This is a genomic window from Corynebacterium massiliense DSM 45435 (assembly GCF_028609805.1).
GTDB classification, from domain to species: domain Bacteria; phylum Actinomycetota; class Actinomycetes; order Mycobacteriales; family Mycobacteriaceae; genus Corynebacterium; species Corynebacterium massiliense.
The window spans coordinates 428,703-445,843 of sequence record NZ_CP063189.1 but is presented as its reverse complement, the minus strand read 5'-3'; the positions used below and the strand labels follow the sequence as shown (position 1 = coordinate 445,843).

The following is a 17,141-nucleotide window of genomic DNA, read 5'->3' as shown; positions in this document are numbered from 1 at the left end:
CTAGGTTAGCCCCAGAACTTCCAGCGAAACTATTCCCAGCGCATGCGCGCATACGCCCCGGCGCTGCGGAAAGCACAGCATTAAAGAAAAGGACACGTACACCATGCAGATCCGCCGCATTATCGCCGCCGGCGCAGCCGTGACCCTCGCCTCCACTGGGCTCGTTGCCTGTGGCTCGGGCGATGATTCCGACATCATCCGCGTCGGCACCACCGACGCCGCCAAGAAGGCGTGGTCCGCCTTCGAAGACGCCGCGAAGGAAAAGGGCTACAAGGTAGAGATCGTCCCCTTCTCCGATTACACCACCCCGAACCAGGCGCTGGAACAGGGCAAGCTGGACACCAACAATTTCCAGCACCTGCAGTACCTGGCGGAATACAACAAGGGCAACGACACCGACCTGGTGCCGATCGTCTCCACCGAGATCGTTCCGCTGGCGCTGTTCTGGAAGGACCACGATTCCCTCGACGGCATTGACGGCGAGGAAATCGCTATCCCGAACGACACCACGAACCAGGCCCGCGCCATCAACCTGCTCAAGCAGAAGGGCCTGGTTGAGCTCAAGCCGGACGCGCCGCTGAGCCCGCAGCCGAACGACATCGACAAGGACAAGTCCAAGGTCAAGGTCGCCCCGGTCGGCGCGGAGCAGACCTCCTCGGCCTACAGCGAGGGCAAGCCCGCCGTCATCAACAATTCCTTCCTGGACCGCGCCGGCATCGACCCGCACTCGGCCGTCGCGCAGGACGATCCGAAGTCCAAGGAAGCCGAGCCGTACATCAACGTCTTCGCCGTGCGCTCCGAGGACGCCGACAACCAGGAACTGAAGGACTTGGCCGCGCTGTGGCACTCCGACGAGGTGCAAAAGGCCGTGGAGGAAGACTCCGCGGGCACCTCCATCCCGGTGGATCGCTCCGCCGAGGAGCTGCAGGACATCCTCAAGCGCCTGGAGGAAGAAACCGACGGCGCTGACGCCAACGCGTCCAAGTAGCCGGCCTACCAACTGCCCGCCCACCGACACGCTTACCCAGAAGCTGCAGGGGAAAAGAAACTAGTGACACAACCAAGCACGCAACCAGGTGCGGGGAGCTCCCCCGTTTCCCAATCCCGGGGCACCCGAGTCGAATTCCGCGACGTCACCAAGACCTTCGAGACCACGAAGAACAAGCTCTTCAAGAAGGAAAAGGGCGCGGTGACGGCGCTTGACGATGTCTCGCTGACCGTCGAGCCCGGCGAGATCGTCGGCATCATCGGCTACTCCGGCGCAGGTAAATCCACCTTGGTCCGCCAGATCAACGGCCTGGACACCCCCACGTCCGGCGAGGTTCTCCTCGACGGCAAGAACATCGTGGGCATGCCGGAATCGGAACTGCGCGGCATCCGCCGCCAGATCGGCATGATCTTCCAGCAGTTCAACCTCTTTTCCTCCCGCACCGCCGCAGGCAACATCGAGTACCCGCTGAAGCTGCAAGGAGTGGACAAGGCGGAGCGGAAAAAGCGCGTGAACGAGCTGCTCGAGTTCGTGGGCCTGGGCGACAAGGGCGGTTCCTACCCGGAGCAGCTGTCCGGCGGCCAGAAGCAGCGCGTGGGCATCGCCCGTGCGCTGGCCACGCAGCCGTCGCTGTTGCTTGCCGATGAAGCCACCTCCGCCCTTGACCCGCAGACCACCCAAGAGGTGATCGACTTGTTGCGCCAGGTCAACAAGGAGTTCGGCATCACCATCGTGGTGATCACGCACGAGATGGAAGTGGTGCGCTCCATCGCCGACAAGGTTGCGGTCATGGAGCACGGCCGCGTGGTGGAGCAAGGCCCCATCTACGACGTGTTCTCCCACCCGCAGACCGCGGTGGCGCAGCGCTTCGTGTCCACCTCGCTGCGCAACACCCCGGACCAGGTGGAGGCCGACGATCTCCTGGCCCACTCCGGCCGGCTGGTGACCGTGGACTTAAGCGCCCACTCCGGCTTCTTCGAGGCCGCCTCCCGCCTGCGCGAGGATGGCGTGGACATCTCCATCGTGCACGGCGGCGTGACCACGCTGCAGCGCAAATCCTTTGGCAAGATGACCGTCCGCCTCAACGGCGATGACGCGGCCATCGACCGCTTCATCAACACCTTGTCCCAGACCACCGACATTGAGGAGATCACGCGATGACCGACGCGCTGAACACTGACACCACGCTCCTCGCCGCGGGCGGCAAGTGGGATCGCCTAAGCGGCACGCTGTTCGAGGCAATCGGCGATACCCTCATCATGGTCACGGTGACCATGCTGGTCGCGGGCCTTCTGGGGCTTATCCTCGGCGTGCTGCTCTACACCACCCGCCCGAGCGGCATCCTGCACAACCGGTTCATCCACACCTTGCTCAACGTGCTGGTGAACTTCGTGCGCCCCATCCCGTTCATCATTCTGCTGGCGTTCGCACAGCCACTGACCGTGGCGGTGATGGGCTCGTCCATCGGCCGCGAGCCGGCCACGTTCGTCATGGCCATCGCCGCCACCTTCGCTGTCACCCGCGTGGTGGAGCAGAACCTCGTCTCCATCGACCCGGGCATGATTGAGGCCGCCCGCGCCATGGGCGCCGGCCCCTGGAAGATCATCACCTCGGTCATCATCCCGGAGGCCCTCGGCCCGCTGGTGTTGGGCTACACCTTCCTGTTCATCGCCGTGGTCGATATGTCCGCGATGGCCGGCTACGTCGGCGGCGGCGGTTTGGGTGACTTCGCCATCGTCTACGGCTACCGCGCCTACGACTGGGAGGTCACCGTCGTGGCCACCCTCATCATCATCGTGCTGGTGCAGGCCGCCCAGTTCTTTGGCAACTGGCTCTCGTCGAAGATCATGCGCCGTTAGCTCCCCCCGCGAGCGGGCGCTAACGGCGTTCGCGGGTGTGAGCGACGTAGGTAAGCGGAAATCCCCGGGCCGGGGCATCCAATCCGGCAGTGTCCCAGCCCGGGGATTTTTCTATGTCTTAAGCGTCTCCGGGTTACTTGTTCACCTTGGCCACGGCTTCATCGATAAGCGGCTTCATGCGCTCGGTGGCCCACGGAACCGTCAGCGGGTTGATCATGGACGACGCGGTCACCAACGACTGGTCGGTGTAGGCGACCTCGCGGCCGTCTGCGATGGCCGGAATGCGCGAATACGCCGGATCCTTGTGCATGGTCTTCCGGTTTTCGTCATCCATGTAGAAGGTGAAGATGAGATCGGAGTTGTCCAGCTTGTCCAGGTTCTCCTTGGACACCTGCGCGGAGTCGGTGCCGGGCACCTCGTCCTTGCGGAACTCCTCCACCACCGGGTCGACGGTGAGGCCGAGCGCACGGACCATCGCCACGCGCTGCTCATCGGGGAAGAAGATGCCTAAGTTTTCCGGGCCCGAGTTGTAGATGTAGCTGAAGGTCTTGCCCTCGTACTCCGGCTCCTTGGCGTCGGCGAGCTCGCCCTGGATGTCATCGATAAGCCCCTGCGCCTTATCTTCCTTGCCCAGTGCCTTGGACACGGTGCGAATCTGATCGTCCCACTTGATAACCCACGGCTGTTCCTCGTAAGCCACGGTCGGGGCGATCTTGTTCAGCTGGTCGTACTGCTCCTGGGTCAGGCCCGACCACGGAGCGAGGATGACGTCCGGCTCGTATTTGAGGATCTCCTCCGGGCTCAGATTGTCCTGGCCCTTGATGAGGGCGGGCAGTTCGTCGCCCTTGTCTTCGACCGCCTCGCGGATCCACGGCAGGTAGCCCGAGTCGTCCGCACCCCAGTCGTATTCCTCCATGGCCACCGGGGTCACGCCCAGCGCAATGGCGGTCTCGGTCGAGCCCTGGCCCAGCGTCACCACGCGCTCCGGCTTCTCGTCGATCTCGGCTTTCCCCAGCGCGTGTTCGATGGTCACCGGCTGGATATCGGAGTCCTTGCCGGCTGCGCCACCCTGTGCGGAATCGTTGCCGCTCTCGGCGGAGCAGGCGGCCACGCCGGTGCTGAGTGCGGCAACGGTAAACACCGTCGCGGCCGCCTTGACGGCGCTGGTCGCCTTGTCCCCACCCAAGATGGAAGACTTCGTACGCAGAGAATTCACACTGGTTCCTTTCTGGGAAGCCGGCAGCGTCTGCCGCGCTTCATTGATTCACCATGGCGCACCACACAGGCCTGATTTTTAGGTTAGGTTTGCCATATGTTTTCTGCGTCGCTAGCTTAACGAAAGCTTGGTGCACGCGTCTACAACCTGCCGGTTCTACATCCACCCCGGAGGCCACCTACACCGGCGCCTACACTCCAGACCTTCCAGCTATTAGGTGAGGGTTGCCTAATGGTATTGTCCGCGACTATGCCACCCCTTTCCCCCACACGCTCGCCCGCAGCCGACGTCGATACCGACACCACTACCGACACCGGCGCCGACGCCGTTGTCGCAGCAGGCAGCGCCGGGAGCGCCAACGCCAGCGTTGCGACGCGGCACCGGCGGCGCGGCCGGCTGGCTGCCATCGCGATCTTGGTCGCCCTGATTGCCGTCGGCGCGCCTCTCTCGCTGGCGCTGGGCTCACGGTCCGTGCCGCTCGACGTGGTGTGGGATTCCATGCGCCACCTGCGCGAGCTTCTGGCACGCCCCGACTCGCTGAATGCGGACCAGCTGGCCGTGGTCCAGTTGCGCTTCCCCCGCACCCTCCTCGCCGTACTGGTCGGTGCCGCCTTAGGCGTGGCGGGCGCACTCATCCAGGGCCACACCCGCAACCCGCTGGCGGATCCGGGCATTCTGGGCATCTCTTCCGGCGCGGCCCTCGCCGTGGTGGCGGGGCTGGCACTGGGTGGGATTAGCGGCACCCTCCCCAGCGCGGGGCTAGCCTTCTGCGGCGCGGCGCTGGCCACCGTCGCCATCTTCGGCCTGTCCTCCATCGGCAGCGGGCAGGTCAACCCTTTGACGCTCATCCTCGCGGGCGCGGCCCTTTCGGCCGTCCTCAACGCCATCACCTCAGCGTTTGTTCTGACGGACAACCAGAACCTGGACTATATGCGTTTCTGGACGGTCGGGTCCGTGGCAGGCCGTGACTTGCACGTCTTCTGGGCGGTACTTCCCGTGCTGGCCGTGACGCTCGCTGCGGCGCTCGCCTGCGGCCCGACGCTCAACGTGTTGACCATGGGCGAAGAGTCCGCCTCCGCCTTAGGCGTCAACGTCGGCCGCAGCCGCATCATCGCCATGCTGCTTATCGCTCTTCTCGCCGGGACGGCCACGGCCGCGGCGGGGCCCATCGGCTTCATCGGCCTGGTTATCCCACACATCGCGCGGTCTATCACCGGCCCCGATTACCGCTGGATCCTGCCGGTCTCCGCCCTGGCCGGCGCCGCATTGCTGGTGTACGCCGACATCGTCGGCCGCCTCATCGCGCGCCCCGCGGAGGTGCAGGTGGGCATCGTCCTGGCGTTTGTGGGTGCCCCACTTTTCATGTTCCTCATCTACCGCAATCGGGTGGTGAACGTATAGATGCCCTCCCCGACTACTTCTGCACCCCCTGCCCGCCTGGCCAGCCGGCCAGCTCTCCGCGTCGGTCCGTTTTCCACGGTGTGGCGGCCCCGCGCGGCCATGGCCACCGTGGCCATCTTGTGCGTTGCCGCGCTGGCTTTCGCCTTCTCCCTTGCACTGGGTGACTACCAGCTCGACCTGGGCACCGTCTTCCAGGTGCTCTTTACCGGCGGGGGCAGCCGGACCGAGCGCTTGGTCGTGCTCGAATGGCGCCTACCGCGCTCGCTGGCCGGGGTCGCGGTGGGCGCGGCGCTGGGCCTGTCCGGTGCGCTGACCCAGAACGCAACCCGCAACGCGCTGGCCAGCCCAGACATCCTGGGGATCACCTCGGGCGCATCCGCCGCGGCGGTGACCGTGCTCGTGCTCGGTACCGGCGGCGGCGTGGCTGGGTGGCTGGCAGGCGCGGGCATCCCCGTCGCCGCCGCGCTGGGCGGTCTGCTGACCGCCGTAGCCATCTGGGCGCTGGCCTTCCGCCGGGAGGTCGACTCGTTCCGGCTCGTGCTTTTCGGCGTCATCATCAACGCGCTGCTTTTGGCCTACGTCAATTTCTTGCTCATCCGTGCAGCGCTTCGCGATGCCGCCACCGCCCAGTTCTGGCTCACCGGATCCCTCGGTTCCTCCGTGTGGGGCCGGGTCATCCCGCTGCTCGTCGTGGTGGCCTGCTGCCTGCCACTGCTGGCCTGGATATCCTTCCGCTTGAACGCCAGCTCGCTGGGCACCGACGTGGAAAAGGCGCTGGGCCAAAACCCGCAGCTGACGCACATGAGCCTGTGGCTCGTCGCTGTCCTGCTGGTGTCGGTGGCCGTCGCCACGGCGGGCCCTATCGGGTTCGTCGCCTTCGTGGCCCCGCAGCTGGCCTTGAGGCTATGCGGGCTGTCGCGCCCGCCACTTATCGCCGCCGCGCTCACCGGCGCCGCCCTCGTGGTGAGCGCCGACTTAGCCACCCAGCACCTGCTTCCCAAAGAGCTACCTGTCGGCCTGCTCACCTCCGCCATCGGCGGCGTATTCCTGATGTACCTGCTCGTCCGCACCAACCAGAGGACCACCGTATGACCACCGCACCCCGCACCTGCACGCAGGAGATCTCCGCCCGCGACCTGCACGTCAGCTACGGCGACACTGAGGTCATCTCCGGCCTCGGCGTCACCTTCCCCGCCGGTAAGGTGACCACCATCATCGGCCCCAACGGGTGTGGCAAGTCCACACTGCTTAAAGCCACGTCCCGGCTCATTCCCTCGACCGGCCAGGTACGCCTCGATGACTGCGATGTCACCACGCTGAAGAAAAAGGAGCTGGCCAAGCTCATCGGCGTGCTGCCCCAAAGTCCCATCGCGCCGGAAGGGCTTCTGGTCGCCGATCTCGTCGCGCGCGGGCGGCACCCGCACCAATCGTGGATCAACCAGTGGTCGTCCCATGACGAGGAAGAGGTCGTGCGCGCACTGGAAAATACCGGCAGCGCCCACCTGGCGGATCACCGCGTCGACGCGCTTTCTGGCGGGCAGCGCCAGCGCGTGTGGATCTCGATGGTGCTTGCACAAAACACCGACGTGTTGTTCCTCGACGAGCCGACGACGTACCTCGATCTGTCCACCTCCATTGAGGTGCTCAACCTGGTCACGCGCCTGCGCGACGAGCTGGAGCGCACCGTGGTCATGGTGCTGCACGACTTAAACCTGGCGGTGCGCTACTCCGACCACCTAGTGGTCATGCGCGACGGCGCAGTCATCGACTCGGGCGCGCCTGCCGATGTCATCACCTCCGAGCTCCTCGCCGAGGTCTTCGACCTCGACGCGCTCATCATCGAAGACCCGGCCACCGGCGGCCCGCTTATCGTCCCCGCAGCACCGGCGACGGCGCCCGCTGCCGAGTCGCAGCGCGGGGCTTAGTCCTCCGCCTCGACGGGACGGACCGCCACTGCCACCCACGCGGTCTCGGTTTTCGGACCTTTGCCGCATGAGGCAACGACGCCCTCGACAGTCTGCGGTTCCACCTCGACCTCCCACTGCCGGCCATCGCGGCGGTGGGCGATGCGGACGAGCTGCGACGGGGCCTTCTTGTCTTTCTTCCCGCGCGTGCCGTCTAGCTCGGCGGGCACAACGAGATCGCCGAACGCTGGCGTTTCACCGTCCTCGATGAGCTCGCGCGCGACGGCGAGCTCTGCAACCTGGCCGCGCTCGGACCAGATGCCCCGCCCGCGGTTGGCGGGGTAAAACAGCTCGCCGCGCAGCGCGGCCTCGGCCATGTCCTGCGCCGCCTGCGTATTCAAGCGCCCGTAGCTGTAGGCCCAGGGCATCACCTGGACGGTGGGGGCGAAGCGGTGGCCTTTCATGTGGGAGGACTCCCACACCACGGAGTCGGGGCACGTTTGCGTCAGCTGCGCGGCCAGCGGGCGCCCCTTGACCGCGCAGCACTGGTCGCGCTTGGAGTGGGTGCACACGAGCACCAGCGGGGTGTCGATTCTCTCCCCGCCATTCTTGCCCGGGCCACTGAGGTCGAGGCCGAGGATGTCCTCCGGTCCGGGAAGCAGGACTAGCTCGATAACCTCGTGGCGCGCCCACACCAGGTAGCAGCGCCGCAGCTTCTTCACGTCGCGGCCACGGCGCCCGGCGCGGCGGATGAGCTGGAGGGAAGCACCGGCACCGGCGAGTGTGGATTTGAGCTGCGCGGTAAGTTCGTCGCCGAAGGTGCCGCCGTCTAAAACGTCGCGTGACCAACCGCCGGGGGATTCGAACAGGACGTACACCGATTCCTGTTTTGCGGTGCCCGCCAGCGGGCCCACCTCGACATCTGAGCACATCACGCGATCCATGCGGACTACTCTACGTTCCGCTCCTGCTTGCAGAGAAGTAGACGTTTTCGGTTCGCATGGTTTGGCCGAATGGATATGGTTAGACCTATGACTTACGCGCATCGTCGTTTCACTCTGGCCGCAGGTACCGCCGCCACGCTCCTTCTCGCTCTGTCCTCGTGCAGCGCGCCGCAGGATCAGGCGGGGTCCGCTGACGGGGCTGACACCTCGGAGGCTGGCCCGGAGACCGTGACCTCGACGCGGGCCCCGGAGTCCAGCTCCGCCGCGGGCACCACCCCGCCGCAGACAAAGGCGGCCCAGACCGGCGGGAAGAACGACGGCAACGAGGCGGGCATTGCCCCGCTGGGCGATGCCAACACGGAGATGAAGACCGCCCGCCCGGAAGCGCCCGGCGAGCTCATCGTCTCCGACGTGCGCGTGGGCAAACACGACGACTTTGACCGCGTTGTCTTCGATCTGGAAGGTGAGGGCACGCCGGGCTGGTTCGTGGATTATGCCACCACGCCGACGCAGCAGGGGTCCGGCAACCCGGTTGAGTATGACGGCACGATTGCGCTCAACGTCAATGTGGACGGCACGACCTACCCGTTTGAGCTGGGCAAGGACGCCCCGGACATCGGCACCGTCAAGGGCGGCGGCGACCGGGTGACCGAGGTGATTAGCAGCGGCACGTTCGAAGGCCGTTCCCAGTTCGTGGTGGGGCTGACGGAAAAGCGGCCGTACTCGGTGCAGGTGCTGGACAACCCGTCCCGTCTGGTCATCGACATTTCCTAGGAAGAACGCCGCCGCGCGGGAAGGCCACTAGCGGTAGCTCGCTTCCACCCGCCACTGCTGGTTTTCCCATAACAGCAGCCACGCCCGCTGCCGGCCGGACTGCGCGGTCGGCTCCTCCCCCACGACTTGCAGGCGCGCAACCCGCTGCGGGGAATTCGTCCACCACTGGGTATCTACTGGCCAGGGCCCGGCCCAGGCGACGACCCGGTAGCGGTGCTTGCCCCAGCCCAGCGCGTACGGCACCGAGCTCAACAGCGCCTCGGCGGTGACCCCGACGGGGGACGCGGCGGCATCGATAAGCCGGATGCGGGCGGCCGGGTGGTTGGTTGACGGGCCGCGCAGATCCGGGGAGCTGACCGCCGGCAAGGGGGCGGGGATTCGCCCCGGCCACGCGCCGGCGGGCGCCGGATCCCGCTGTTCGCCGTAAGGGGCGAAGGTGATGCGCTCTGCCACCCCGCGGCCGCCGGCGACATGGGGTTGAAGCACGCGATCTATCCCCAACGTCGACTGCACCCGCGCGATGGCGCGGTGGGCTTTCTCCGCGGTGCGCTTCGTTCCCCACAGGGCCTCATCCATGCCGGGGCGGGCAGTCTCCACGGGATCGAGCAGGAGCGTGACGATGCCGTTTTCCCCGCCGTCCCAGTCATCACCAGTCGCCTGCGCGGGGGTGGCGGCGCGGGCGGCTGACAGCCAGCCGTCGAGCTGCCAGCGCACCCGATCGGCCGTGTCCGCCTCCGTCAGCGCGTGCCGGATCCGCCAAACGCGCTCGAGACGCTGCCCATCGGTAAATTCCGCCACCACCCGCAGACGCGTGCACACCAACCCCGCGGCGGCGAGCGCCGCGTGCAACCGCGCGGCCAGGTTCCGGGCGATGAAGGCCGCGGCGTCAACACGCGCGATGGGTTCTTCGGGGGTAACCCCCACTGCGTAGTCGCTGGCCGGCAGATCCGGCGCCACGCGCCGGTCCGGGGCGGCCCGGGCAATAGCGTGGCAGGTCCGGCCCGCCTCCCCGAAGCGGGTGACCACCTGGGCCAGCGGAAGCTGCGCCAGCTCGCCCAAGGTGCGCAGCCCCAGCCGTTCGAAGTGCGCGACCAGCTCGGCCCCGCACCCCAGGCTCGTTTCCGCCGCGAGTGTACGCACCGCACGTGGGGCGAGGTAGTCACGCGACGCCCCGGGCGGCACCACCATGCCGCCGCCCGGGTGGCGCGCAGCGATAAGTGCGGTGGCGATCTCGTCCGCCACCCCCACGGTGCTGTCGACCCCGCGGCGGGCGGCGGCATCGACCAGCATCTCCACCGCGGCCTCCTCGCCGCCGTGGAAACGCCCGGCGGCCCCGGCGTCCACGATCACCAACCCGGGGCGCAGGATCTCCACCGATGAGGCCACCTCATCCAACGCGCCCACCAGCGTGGCAAACACTGCTCCGTCGCGGTCCGGGTTCGCTTCCACCACTGTGAGCTCCGGGCACACCGCCTGAGCCTGCCGCTGCCGCATCCCGCGCCGGATCCCCACCGCCCGCGCAGCCGCGTTGCACACGTGCACCCGGTGGGACTGCACAAGCGCCAGCGGCACCGATCCGACGCCGGCACTAGTACCCGCGCCCGCGTCACCGGCTCCGGGTGTGTCCACCGCGCCATCGAGAAGCGCGGCCTGCAGCGGCCAGTCCGGAAACCACAGCGCGGCGACGCGGTGTGCCACCTCATGGCCCGCCACGTGACTGTCGCTGCTCATACCGCCTCCAGGCGGCGCCGGCGCTTACCGCACGTCACCACTCCCCGCCGGGCCCCGTCCTTCGCCTTGGCCTGCACCGCGATGTCGAAGCCCTGGATGCGGCCGGTCCCCGCGCCGATTCCGCGGAAGGACTCCACGTGCGCGTCAATGACCAGCGCGCTGCCCGGCAGATGCGCTCCCACGGTGAGCAGGGACGCCTCACCCTTCCGCAGCTTGGCCAAGACCGGCCGCGCACGCGTGGGGGTGACCTTCTCGCTTCCCTGCACCCCGCCGCGGTAGATAACGAGGTCCATCCCCTCCACGAGCACCCCCACCACGGACCACGGATCCGGCCCGGGATCGGGGATGACGATGACCTTGTCCACATCTCCCGACTCGCTTACCTGTGCGAGGAGAAGATCGGGCCATCCCACGACGGCCACCTGGCCGCCGCGAGCAGTGACACTGCAGATAATCTCCACCACCAGCGCCGGACAGTCGCTCACCGCGACCGCCTGCCGCCGAGCCAAGCCGCCAGACACCAGCAGTTTACCCAGTTCAGACGGGACCGGAAGGATCTCTTCCGGGTCCGCAACCGCAGGGGCCTCCGTCCCGCCGAGGGCGGCCATGCGTGAGCGCAGCACGGCGATGCGGTCTCCGCGATCAAGGGTCGCGAGGTCCACCGCCTCCCCGGCTGCACGAACGCTTGTTTGAGTCACGGGAGATAGTATGTACCCGACCCCAGACACAATGCAACCATATGTTCGAAAGGTAGGGTGACCGCCATGAACCCGCACACTCGGCCCACGCCTATCCCCACCCCGGGATGGGTTCGTCTCGTGGGTAGCGCCCTCATCGCCACCGCGGTCACCATCTTCGCCAGCCGCGCGGACATCGCGGTCGCAGCCATCGTCGCACTACTGTCAGTCGCCGCCGCAGTACTGCTCACCCTCACCCACCCGTATCAGCAGCAGATGCGCGACTTCGCCGAGCGCGAAAACGTCACGATGATGCCCTCTGTCGCACAAATCATCCCGCTGTTTGTCCTGTGGCTGTGCGTCATGCTCGCCCCGCTCATCTCACTTCCCGCTTGGGGCTCCGCCCTGGTGTGGTTCGGCTTCTTTATCGCTTGCTTCTTGCTGTACCCGCACGTAGACGGATCGCGAAAACTGGCGTACGCCTAAATCCTCCCTGGGTATGATGCGCAGTTTCGCAGGCTATGACAGTATATTCACGGTCTTTATAAGCACTGAATACATTGTCTACAACAAGGAGCCTCCTCCCCATGGCTATCGACGCCGCTCGCCCCGTAGAAAAGCGTTCGAAGAGTAAAAAGATCTGGTGGATCATCGGCTCGATCCTGCTCGCACTCATCCTCCTCGCTGCGCTTGCCGCCTTCGCCCTCCGCGGCGGCAGCAGCGGCGGTTCGGATTCCGCCGCACTGTCCCCGTCCGATCTGACGAAGGTGGAAAAGAAGGACTTCACCACCACCCTGTCCGGCACGGGTGATATCTCCGCCGACCGCGAAGCCACGCTCACCACGCAGCTGACCGGCCCGGTCACCAGCGTCGAGGCCGCCGTCGGCGACCGCGTCGCGCCGCAGCAGGTGCTGGCCTACATCGACACCAGCAAGGAAGAGCAGGAACTTGCTTCCCAGAAGGCAAGCCAGAATGCCGAGCTCGGCGAGAGTGAGGAGCAGTTCCAGCAGGCCCAGCAGGAGCTCCAGGAGCTGCAGAACGCCCGCGCCCAGGCCGCGACCGAGGAAGAGGGCGTGGACTTGCAAAACCAGGTCAACGCCGCGTCCCGCCGCGTCGATCGCGCGTGGGAGCAGCTGACCACCGCCCGCGACTCGGCGCAGTCGCAAAACAACAGCCTGCAGGTGGCCATCAACAGCGGTCAGGTCGCCACCCCGATCGGCGGCGTGGTCACCTCCGCCGACGCGCACCGCGGCTCCCCCGCCGAAGGCCCCTTGTTCACGGTGGCCGACGATTCCTCCCTCAAACTCACCGTCATGGTGAAGGAGGCGGACATCTCCACGGTGAAGGAAGGCAACCGCGTCACGTTCACCTCCCCGTCCGCACCGGGCAAGGAGTTCGAGGGCACCGTCTCCAGCATCTCGCCCGTCGCCGGCGATTCCATCCCGGGGCACTCCACGAAGGGCAACATGCCGGGCTCGGACATCGAGTCTGAAGAAAAGGCGCAGTTCCCGGTGGAGATCATGGTCGACGGCGACCACGAGGGCCTGCGCATCGGCTCCACCGGCAAGGCGAAGATCACCACCTCGGAAGAAAAGAACGCGACCACCATTCCGCTGACCGCCGTCACTCCGGACGAGGATAAGACGTACGTCCTGGCCGTCACCGGCGAGGGCGACAACGCGCGTGTGGAAAAGCGCGAGGTCACCATCGGCGCCAAGAACAACCTCGATGCGCTGGTCAAGGACGGCCTGAAGCCGGGCGACCGGGTCATCACCCAGGTAAAGGATCACCAGGATCTCGACGGCCAGACCGTGGATCTCGGGGAGGCGTAACCAGTGACGACTCCGGACAATCACGACGCCACGGATCCCGGGGCAGCCACCACCGAGATACCCCGCGTGCCGGCGTCGAGCGATCTGCTCATCGATATGCGTGGCATCACGAAGACGTTCAACATCGGCAAGCCCAGCGAGCTCACCGTCATCCCCGGGCTCGATTTCACGGCTGCCGCCGGCGAATTCGTCTCCATCGTGGGCCAATCCGGCTCGGGTAAGTCGACCCTGATGAACATCATTGGGCTGCTCGATCGCCCGACCCGGGGCACGTACTACCTGGGTGGGGTGGACGTCCTCGACAGCACCGACGACCAGCTCGCTCGCTACCGCTCGGCGTCCATCGGCTTTGTGTTCCAGAACTTCAACCTCATCGGCCGCATTTCCGCGCAGGAAAACGTGGAAATGCCCCTGCTGTACGCCGGTGTGCCCGCCAGCCAGCGGCACGCCCGCGCCGCTGAGCTGCTGGAGATGGTGGGCATGCAGGATCGCGCCAAGCACCTGCCCAACGAGCTATCCGGCGGCCAGAAACAGCGCGTGGCCATCGCCCGTGCGCTGGCCAATGACCCGGACATCCTGCTTGCCGATGAGCCCACCGGCGCCCTCGACTCCGCCACCGGGCGCATGGTGATGGATCTGTTCCACCAGCTCAACCGCGAGCAGGAGAAGACCATCGTGTTCATTACCCACAACCCGGAGCTGGCTGCGGAGACCACTCGCACCGTGACCATGTCGGACGGCCGACTAGAAAACGGGGTGCTCGCATGAACGTGAAAGAGGCATCCAAGCTGGCGCTGGCCAGCCTGCGCAACAACAAGATGCGCTCCGCACTCACGCTCCTTGGCGTCATCATCGGCATTGCCGCCGTCATTGCGATTTTGACTCTCGGCCAGTCGCTGAAGACGAATATGCGCCAGTCCCTGGAGGCGGTCGGAGCCAACACGATCACCGCGAGTGTCTCGGTAAAGGATCAAGACGATCCGCTCGGCGTTCCCGGCATGACCAATATCAACGATCCGGATGAGCGCCTCAACCCCGACATGGTGGAGGCTGTCCGAGAGCGACTGGGCTCTGACATCACCGGCGTTGCCATCGGTGGCGATAGCTACACCAGCGCCGGCCCAGACTTGCAGTACTCGGACGCGCTTGAAACCCACGAGAAGAACTCGACGAGCGTCCTCGGTGTTAACCCCGACTACCTCGGAAACGAGGACCTCGAACTCGTCGCCGGACGCCTGCTTTCCGATGACGACGTGGAAACCGGGCGCGACGTCGCGGTTATCTCCGACGAGCTCGCCGACGAGTTCTTCCCCGGCGGCCCCGAAACCGCGGTGGGCAAGGCCATCAACTCGACAAGCAACGACAGCAAGACACCCATCGACACCGACTTCACGGTCATCGGCGTGGTCAAAGCCAAGGACGAAGGCGGCGGCTTGCTGAGCATCCCCCCGATACTTCCCTCGGCTTTCATCCCCTACCCGGCACTTGCCGATGTGTCCGCACAAGCCGGCGCCGGAGAGACCTTCGGCAGCGTCGACATCCTGACTGCCCCGGATGCAGACAAGGAAGACGTCGCCCGCCGCGTGCAGGAAGTTTTCGACGGCTACTACGCCGGCAGCGAGAACTTCGAGGTCAAGGTGTCGGACGGCACCGAGGGCATGGACGAGTTCAATAAGTTCCTCACCGCACTGAGCGCGGGCCTGGCCGGTATCGGCGGAATCTCCCTGCTCGTCGGCGGCATCGGCGTCATGAACATCATGCTGATCACCGTCACCGAGCGCACCCGGGAGATCGGCGTGCGCAAGGCGCTGGGTGCTCGCCGCCGCGACATCAAGTGGCAGTTCGTCATCGAGGCCATGATCGTCTGCCTCGTCGGCGGCCTCATCGGCATCATCCTGGGCTCCGCCTTGGGCATGCTCGGCGCCTCACTCATGGGCACCTTCGTATTCCCGCCTCTGAGCGCCGTGCTGATTTCCATCGGCTTCTCACTCGCCATCGGCCTCTTCTTCGGCTACTACCCCGCCGCCAAGGCCGCAAAACTCGACCCGATCGACGCCCTGCGCTACGAGTAGCAACCGGCTAACCAAGGGAGAGACGGAACTGGGATTGCCCCAATTTCACAGCGGCATCTTCCTCGTTGTCACCGGCAGTCACGGACTCCGGTGACAACTCGTAGTCGACGTCCTCCTCGCCAGCAATCTGGAAACCATGCCCGCGGGCTTTCCTGCTACTCCCACTCGATGGTTCCCGGCGGCTTGGACGTCACATCCACGACCACGCGGTTGACCTCCGCGACCTCGTTGGTGATGCGGGTGGAGATCTTTTCCAGCACGTCGTAGGGAACGCGCGTCCAGTCCGCGGTCATTGCGTCTTCCGAGGTGACCGGGCGCAGGACGATGGGGTGGCCGTAGGTGCGGCCATCGCCTTGGACGCCGACGGAGCGGACATCGGCAAGCAGCACTACCGGGCACTGCCAGATCTCGTCGTCCAGGCCGGCGTTGGTGAGCTCCGTGCGGGCGATGAGGTCGGCCGCACGGAGGGTCTCCAGGCGCTCCTCGGTGACCTCGCCGATGATGCGGATGCCCAGGCCCGGCCCCGGGAAGGGCTGGCGGCCGACGATTTCGTCGGGCAGGCCCAGCTCGCGGCCCACGGCGCGGACCTCGTCTTTGAACAACAGGCGCAGCGGCTCGACGAGCTCGAACTCGACATCGTCAGGCAGGCCGCCGACGTTGTGGTGGCTCTTGATGTTCGCGGTGCCCGCGCCGCCGCCGGACTCCACGACGTCCGGGTACAGCGTTCCCTGGACGAGGTAGTCCACGGTGGCGCCCTCCGGGGCATCGGCAAGAACGCCCGCGACCGCGCGCTCGAAGGAGCGGATGAACTCCGCACCGATAGCCTTCCGCTTGGCCTCCGGGTCGGTCACGCCGGCGAGCTTGCCCAAGAAGGCCTCGCGCTCGTCCACGGTCACCAGCTTCGCGCCGGTGGCGGAGACGAAGTCCTCCTCCACCTGGCGGCGCTCGCCGGCCCGCAGAAGGCCGTGATCGACGAAGACACAGGTCAAGCGATCACCGATGGCGCGCTGGACCAGCGCGGCGGCCACCGCCGAATCGACGCCGCCGGACAGGCCGCAGATGGCGCGGCCGTCCTCACCGATCTGGGCGCGCACCTCCGCAATCAGGGTCTCTGCGATGTTGTCGGCGGTCCAGTTCTGCTCGAGGCCGGCGATCTCGGTGAGGAAGCGGGTAAGCACCTCCTGGCCGTGCGGCGAGTGCAAGACCTCCGGGTGGTACTGCAGGCCGGCCATCTTCTTGGCCGGGCACTCCATGGCAGCGACCGGGGCGCCGGCAGAGGTGGCGGTCACCTCAAAGCCCTCCGGGGCCGCGGAGACCGCATCGCCATGCGACATCCACACCTTGTGGCTTTCCTCCAGGCCGCGGTGGAGAACGCCGCCGTTGACCTGCATATCGGTGCGGCCGTACTCGCGCTCACCCGTGTTGGCCACGGTGCCGCCCAGCACGTGGTTCATGGCCTGGAAGCCGTAGCAGATCCCCAGCACCGGCACGCCGAGCTCCAACAGCTCCGGCTGGAGCTGTGGGGCGCCGTCGGCGTAGACGGACGACGGGCCGCCGGAGAGGATGAGGGCAGCCGGGTTCTTCGCCCGGATCTCCTCCACCGAGGCGGAGTGCGGCACGACCTCGGAATAAATCCGGGCCTCGCGCACGCGGCGGGCAATAAGCTGCGCGTACTGCGCGCCGAAATCGACGACTAGGACAGGACGAGGGGTAGCTGTAGTCACGGCGAACAGTTTAACTTAC

General features: G+C 66.4%; 16 protein-coding genes. 11 read left to right on the top strand and 5 right to left on the bottom strand.

Annotation, left to right across the window (positions count from 1 at the left end):
* Window positions 1-103: 103 nt before the first annotated feature.
* The 3 genes from CMASS_RS02205 to CMASS_RS02195 all read left to right on the top strand — a co-directional run bounded on the left by CMASS_RS02205 (window position 104) and on the right by CMASS_RS02195 (window position 2,847).
* Complete coding sequence (locus CMASS_RS02205) at window positions 104-988, top strand: MetQ/NlpA family ABC transporter substrate-binding protein (RefSeq protein WP_022862672.1); 885 nt, start codon at window positions 104-106, stop codon at window positions 986-988.
* A 63-nt stretch (window positions 989-1,051) separates the two neighbouring features.
* Window positions 1,052-2,149 carry a methionine ABC transporter ATP-binding protein gene (locus CMASS_RS02200; RefSeq protein ID WP_022862673.1) on the top strand — a complete coding sequence of 366 codons (1,098 nt, stop codon included), beginning with the start codon at window positions 1,052-1,054 and terminating at the stop codon, window positions 2,147-2,149.
* The gene (locus CMASS_RS02195) at window positions 2,146-2,847 is read left to right on the top strand and encodes a methionine ABC transporter permease (protein WP_022862674.1); all 702 of its coding nucleotides are present in this window, start codon (window positions 2,146-2,148) and stop codon (window positions 2,845-2,847) included. The genes CMASS_RS02200 and CMASS_RS02195 overlap by 4 nt, the downstream gene beginning before the upstream one ends.
* 133 nt (window positions 2,848-2,980) lie before the next feature.
* Here the strand turns inward: CMASS_RS02195 and CMASS_RS02190 are convergent, their stop codons facing one another.
* On the bottom strand, window positions 2,981-4,033 hold the full coding sequence (locus CMASS_RS02190) for an iron-siderophore ABC transporter substrate-binding protein (RefSeq protein ID WP_051126825.1): 1,053 nt from the start codon (window positions 4,031-4,033) through the stop codon (window positions 2,981-2,983).
* 279 nt (window positions 4,034-4,312) lie between these two features.
* On the opposite strand from CMASS_RS02190, the gene CMASS_RS02185 reads away from it, so the two are divergent.
* The 3 genes from CMASS_RS02185 to CMASS_RS02175 are packed head-to-tail and all read left to right on the top strand — an operon-like array spanning window position 4,313 to window position 7,389.
* Window positions 4,313-5,464, top strand: coding sequence for a FecCD family ABC transporter permease (locus CMASS_RS02185; protein WP_084684387.1), 1,152 nt, complete (start codon window positions 4,313-4,315; stop codon window positions 5,462-5,464).
* Entirely contained in the window at window positions 5,465-6,556 is a 1,092-nt protein-coding gene (locus CMASS_RS02180) for a FecCD family ABC transporter permease (protein WP_027018591.1), read from the top strand.
* The gene (locus CMASS_RS02175) at window positions 6,553-7,389 is read left to right on the top strand and encodes an ABC transporter ATP-binding protein (RefSeq protein WP_022862678.1); all 837 of its coding nucleotides are present in this window, start codon (window positions 6,553-6,555) and stop codon (window positions 7,387-7,389) included. Before CMASS_RS02180 ends, CMASS_RS02175 begins: the two co-directional genes overlap by 4 nt.
* Here CMASS_RS02175 and CMASS_RS02170 read toward each other — a convergent pair.
* The gene (locus tag CMASS_RS02170; protein ID WP_205617722.1) at window positions 7,386-8,312 is read right to left on the bottom strand and encodes a sucrase ferredoxin; all 927 of its coding nucleotides are present in this window, start codon (window positions 8,310-8,312) and stop codon (window positions 7,386-7,388) included. The two genes, CMASS_RS02175 and CMASS_RS02170, sit on opposite strands and share 4 nt — an antisense overlap.
* Window positions 8,313-8,399: 87 nt before the next feature.
* Between CMASS_RS02170 and CMASS_RS02165 the strand changes: the two genes are divergently transcribed.
* Window positions 8,400-9,086: an AMIN-like domain-containing (lipo)protein gene (locus CMASS_RS02165; RefSeq protein ID WP_051126817.1), complete on the top strand. Its 687-nt coding sequence runs from the start codon at window positions 8,400-8,402 to the stop codon at window positions 9,084-9,086.
* Between the two features lie 27 nt (window positions 9,087-9,113).
* On the opposite strand, the gene CMASS_RS02160 is transcribed toward CMASS_RS02165, so the two are convergent.
* Both CMASS_RS02160 and CMASS_RS02155 read right to left on the bottom strand, forming a co-directional pair.
* Window positions 9,114-10,817, bottom strand: coding sequence for a Y-family DNA polymerase (locus tag CMASS_RS02160; protein ID WP_051126818.1), 1,704 nt, complete (start codon window positions 10,815-10,817; stop codon window positions 9,114-9,116).
* Complete coding sequence (locus CMASS_RS02155) at window positions 10,814-11,515, bottom strand: hypothetical protein (protein WP_240482761.1); 702 nt, start codon at window positions 11,513-11,515, stop codon at window positions 10,814-10,816. The genes CMASS_RS02160 and CMASS_RS02155 overlap by 4 nt, the downstream gene beginning before the upstream one ends.
* A 66-nt stretch (window positions 11,516-11,581) precedes the next feature.
* Between CMASS_RS02155 and CMASS_RS02150 the strand changes: the two genes are divergently transcribed.
* From CMASS_RS02150 to CMASS_RS02135, 4 genes are all read left to right on the top strand, one after another.
* Complete coding sequence (locus tag CMASS_RS02150) at window positions 11,582-11,980, top strand: hypothetical protein (protein WP_022862680.1); 399 nt, start codon at window positions 11,582-11,584, stop codon at window positions 11,978-11,980.
* A 101-nt stretch (window positions 11,981-12,081) separates the two neighbouring features.
* Window positions 12,082-13,326, top strand: a complete 1,245-nt coding sequence (locus CMASS_RS02145) for an efflux RND transporter periplasmic adaptor subunit (protein WP_022862681.1) — start codon at window positions 12,082-12,084, stop codon at window positions 13,324-13,326.
* A gap of 96 nt (window positions 13,327-13,422) precedes the next feature.
* Window positions 13,423-14,094 (top strand): ABC transporter ATP-binding protein, encoded by a 672-nt coding sequence (locus CMASS_RS02140; protein WP_033399503.1) that lies wholly within the window; start codon window positions 13,423-13,425, stop codon window positions 14,092-14,094.
* Window positions 14,091-15,398, top strand: coding sequence for an ABC transporter permease (locus CMASS_RS02135; RefSeq protein ID WP_022862683.1), 1,308 nt, complete (start codon window positions 14,091-14,093; stop codon window positions 15,396-15,398). The genes CMASS_RS02140 and CMASS_RS02135 overlap by 4 nt, the downstream gene beginning before the upstream one ends.
* 155 nt (window positions 15,399-15,553) lie before the next feature.
* On the opposite strand, the gene guaA is transcribed toward CMASS_RS02135, so the two are convergent.
* On the bottom strand, window positions 15,554-17,122 hold the full coding sequence (gene guaA / locus CMASS_RS02130; RefSeq protein ID WP_022862684.1) for a glutamine-hydrolyzing GMP synthase: 1,569 nt from the start codon (window positions 17,120-17,122) through the stop codon (window positions 15,554-15,556).
* Window positions 17,123-17,141: the final 19 nt, after the last annotated feature.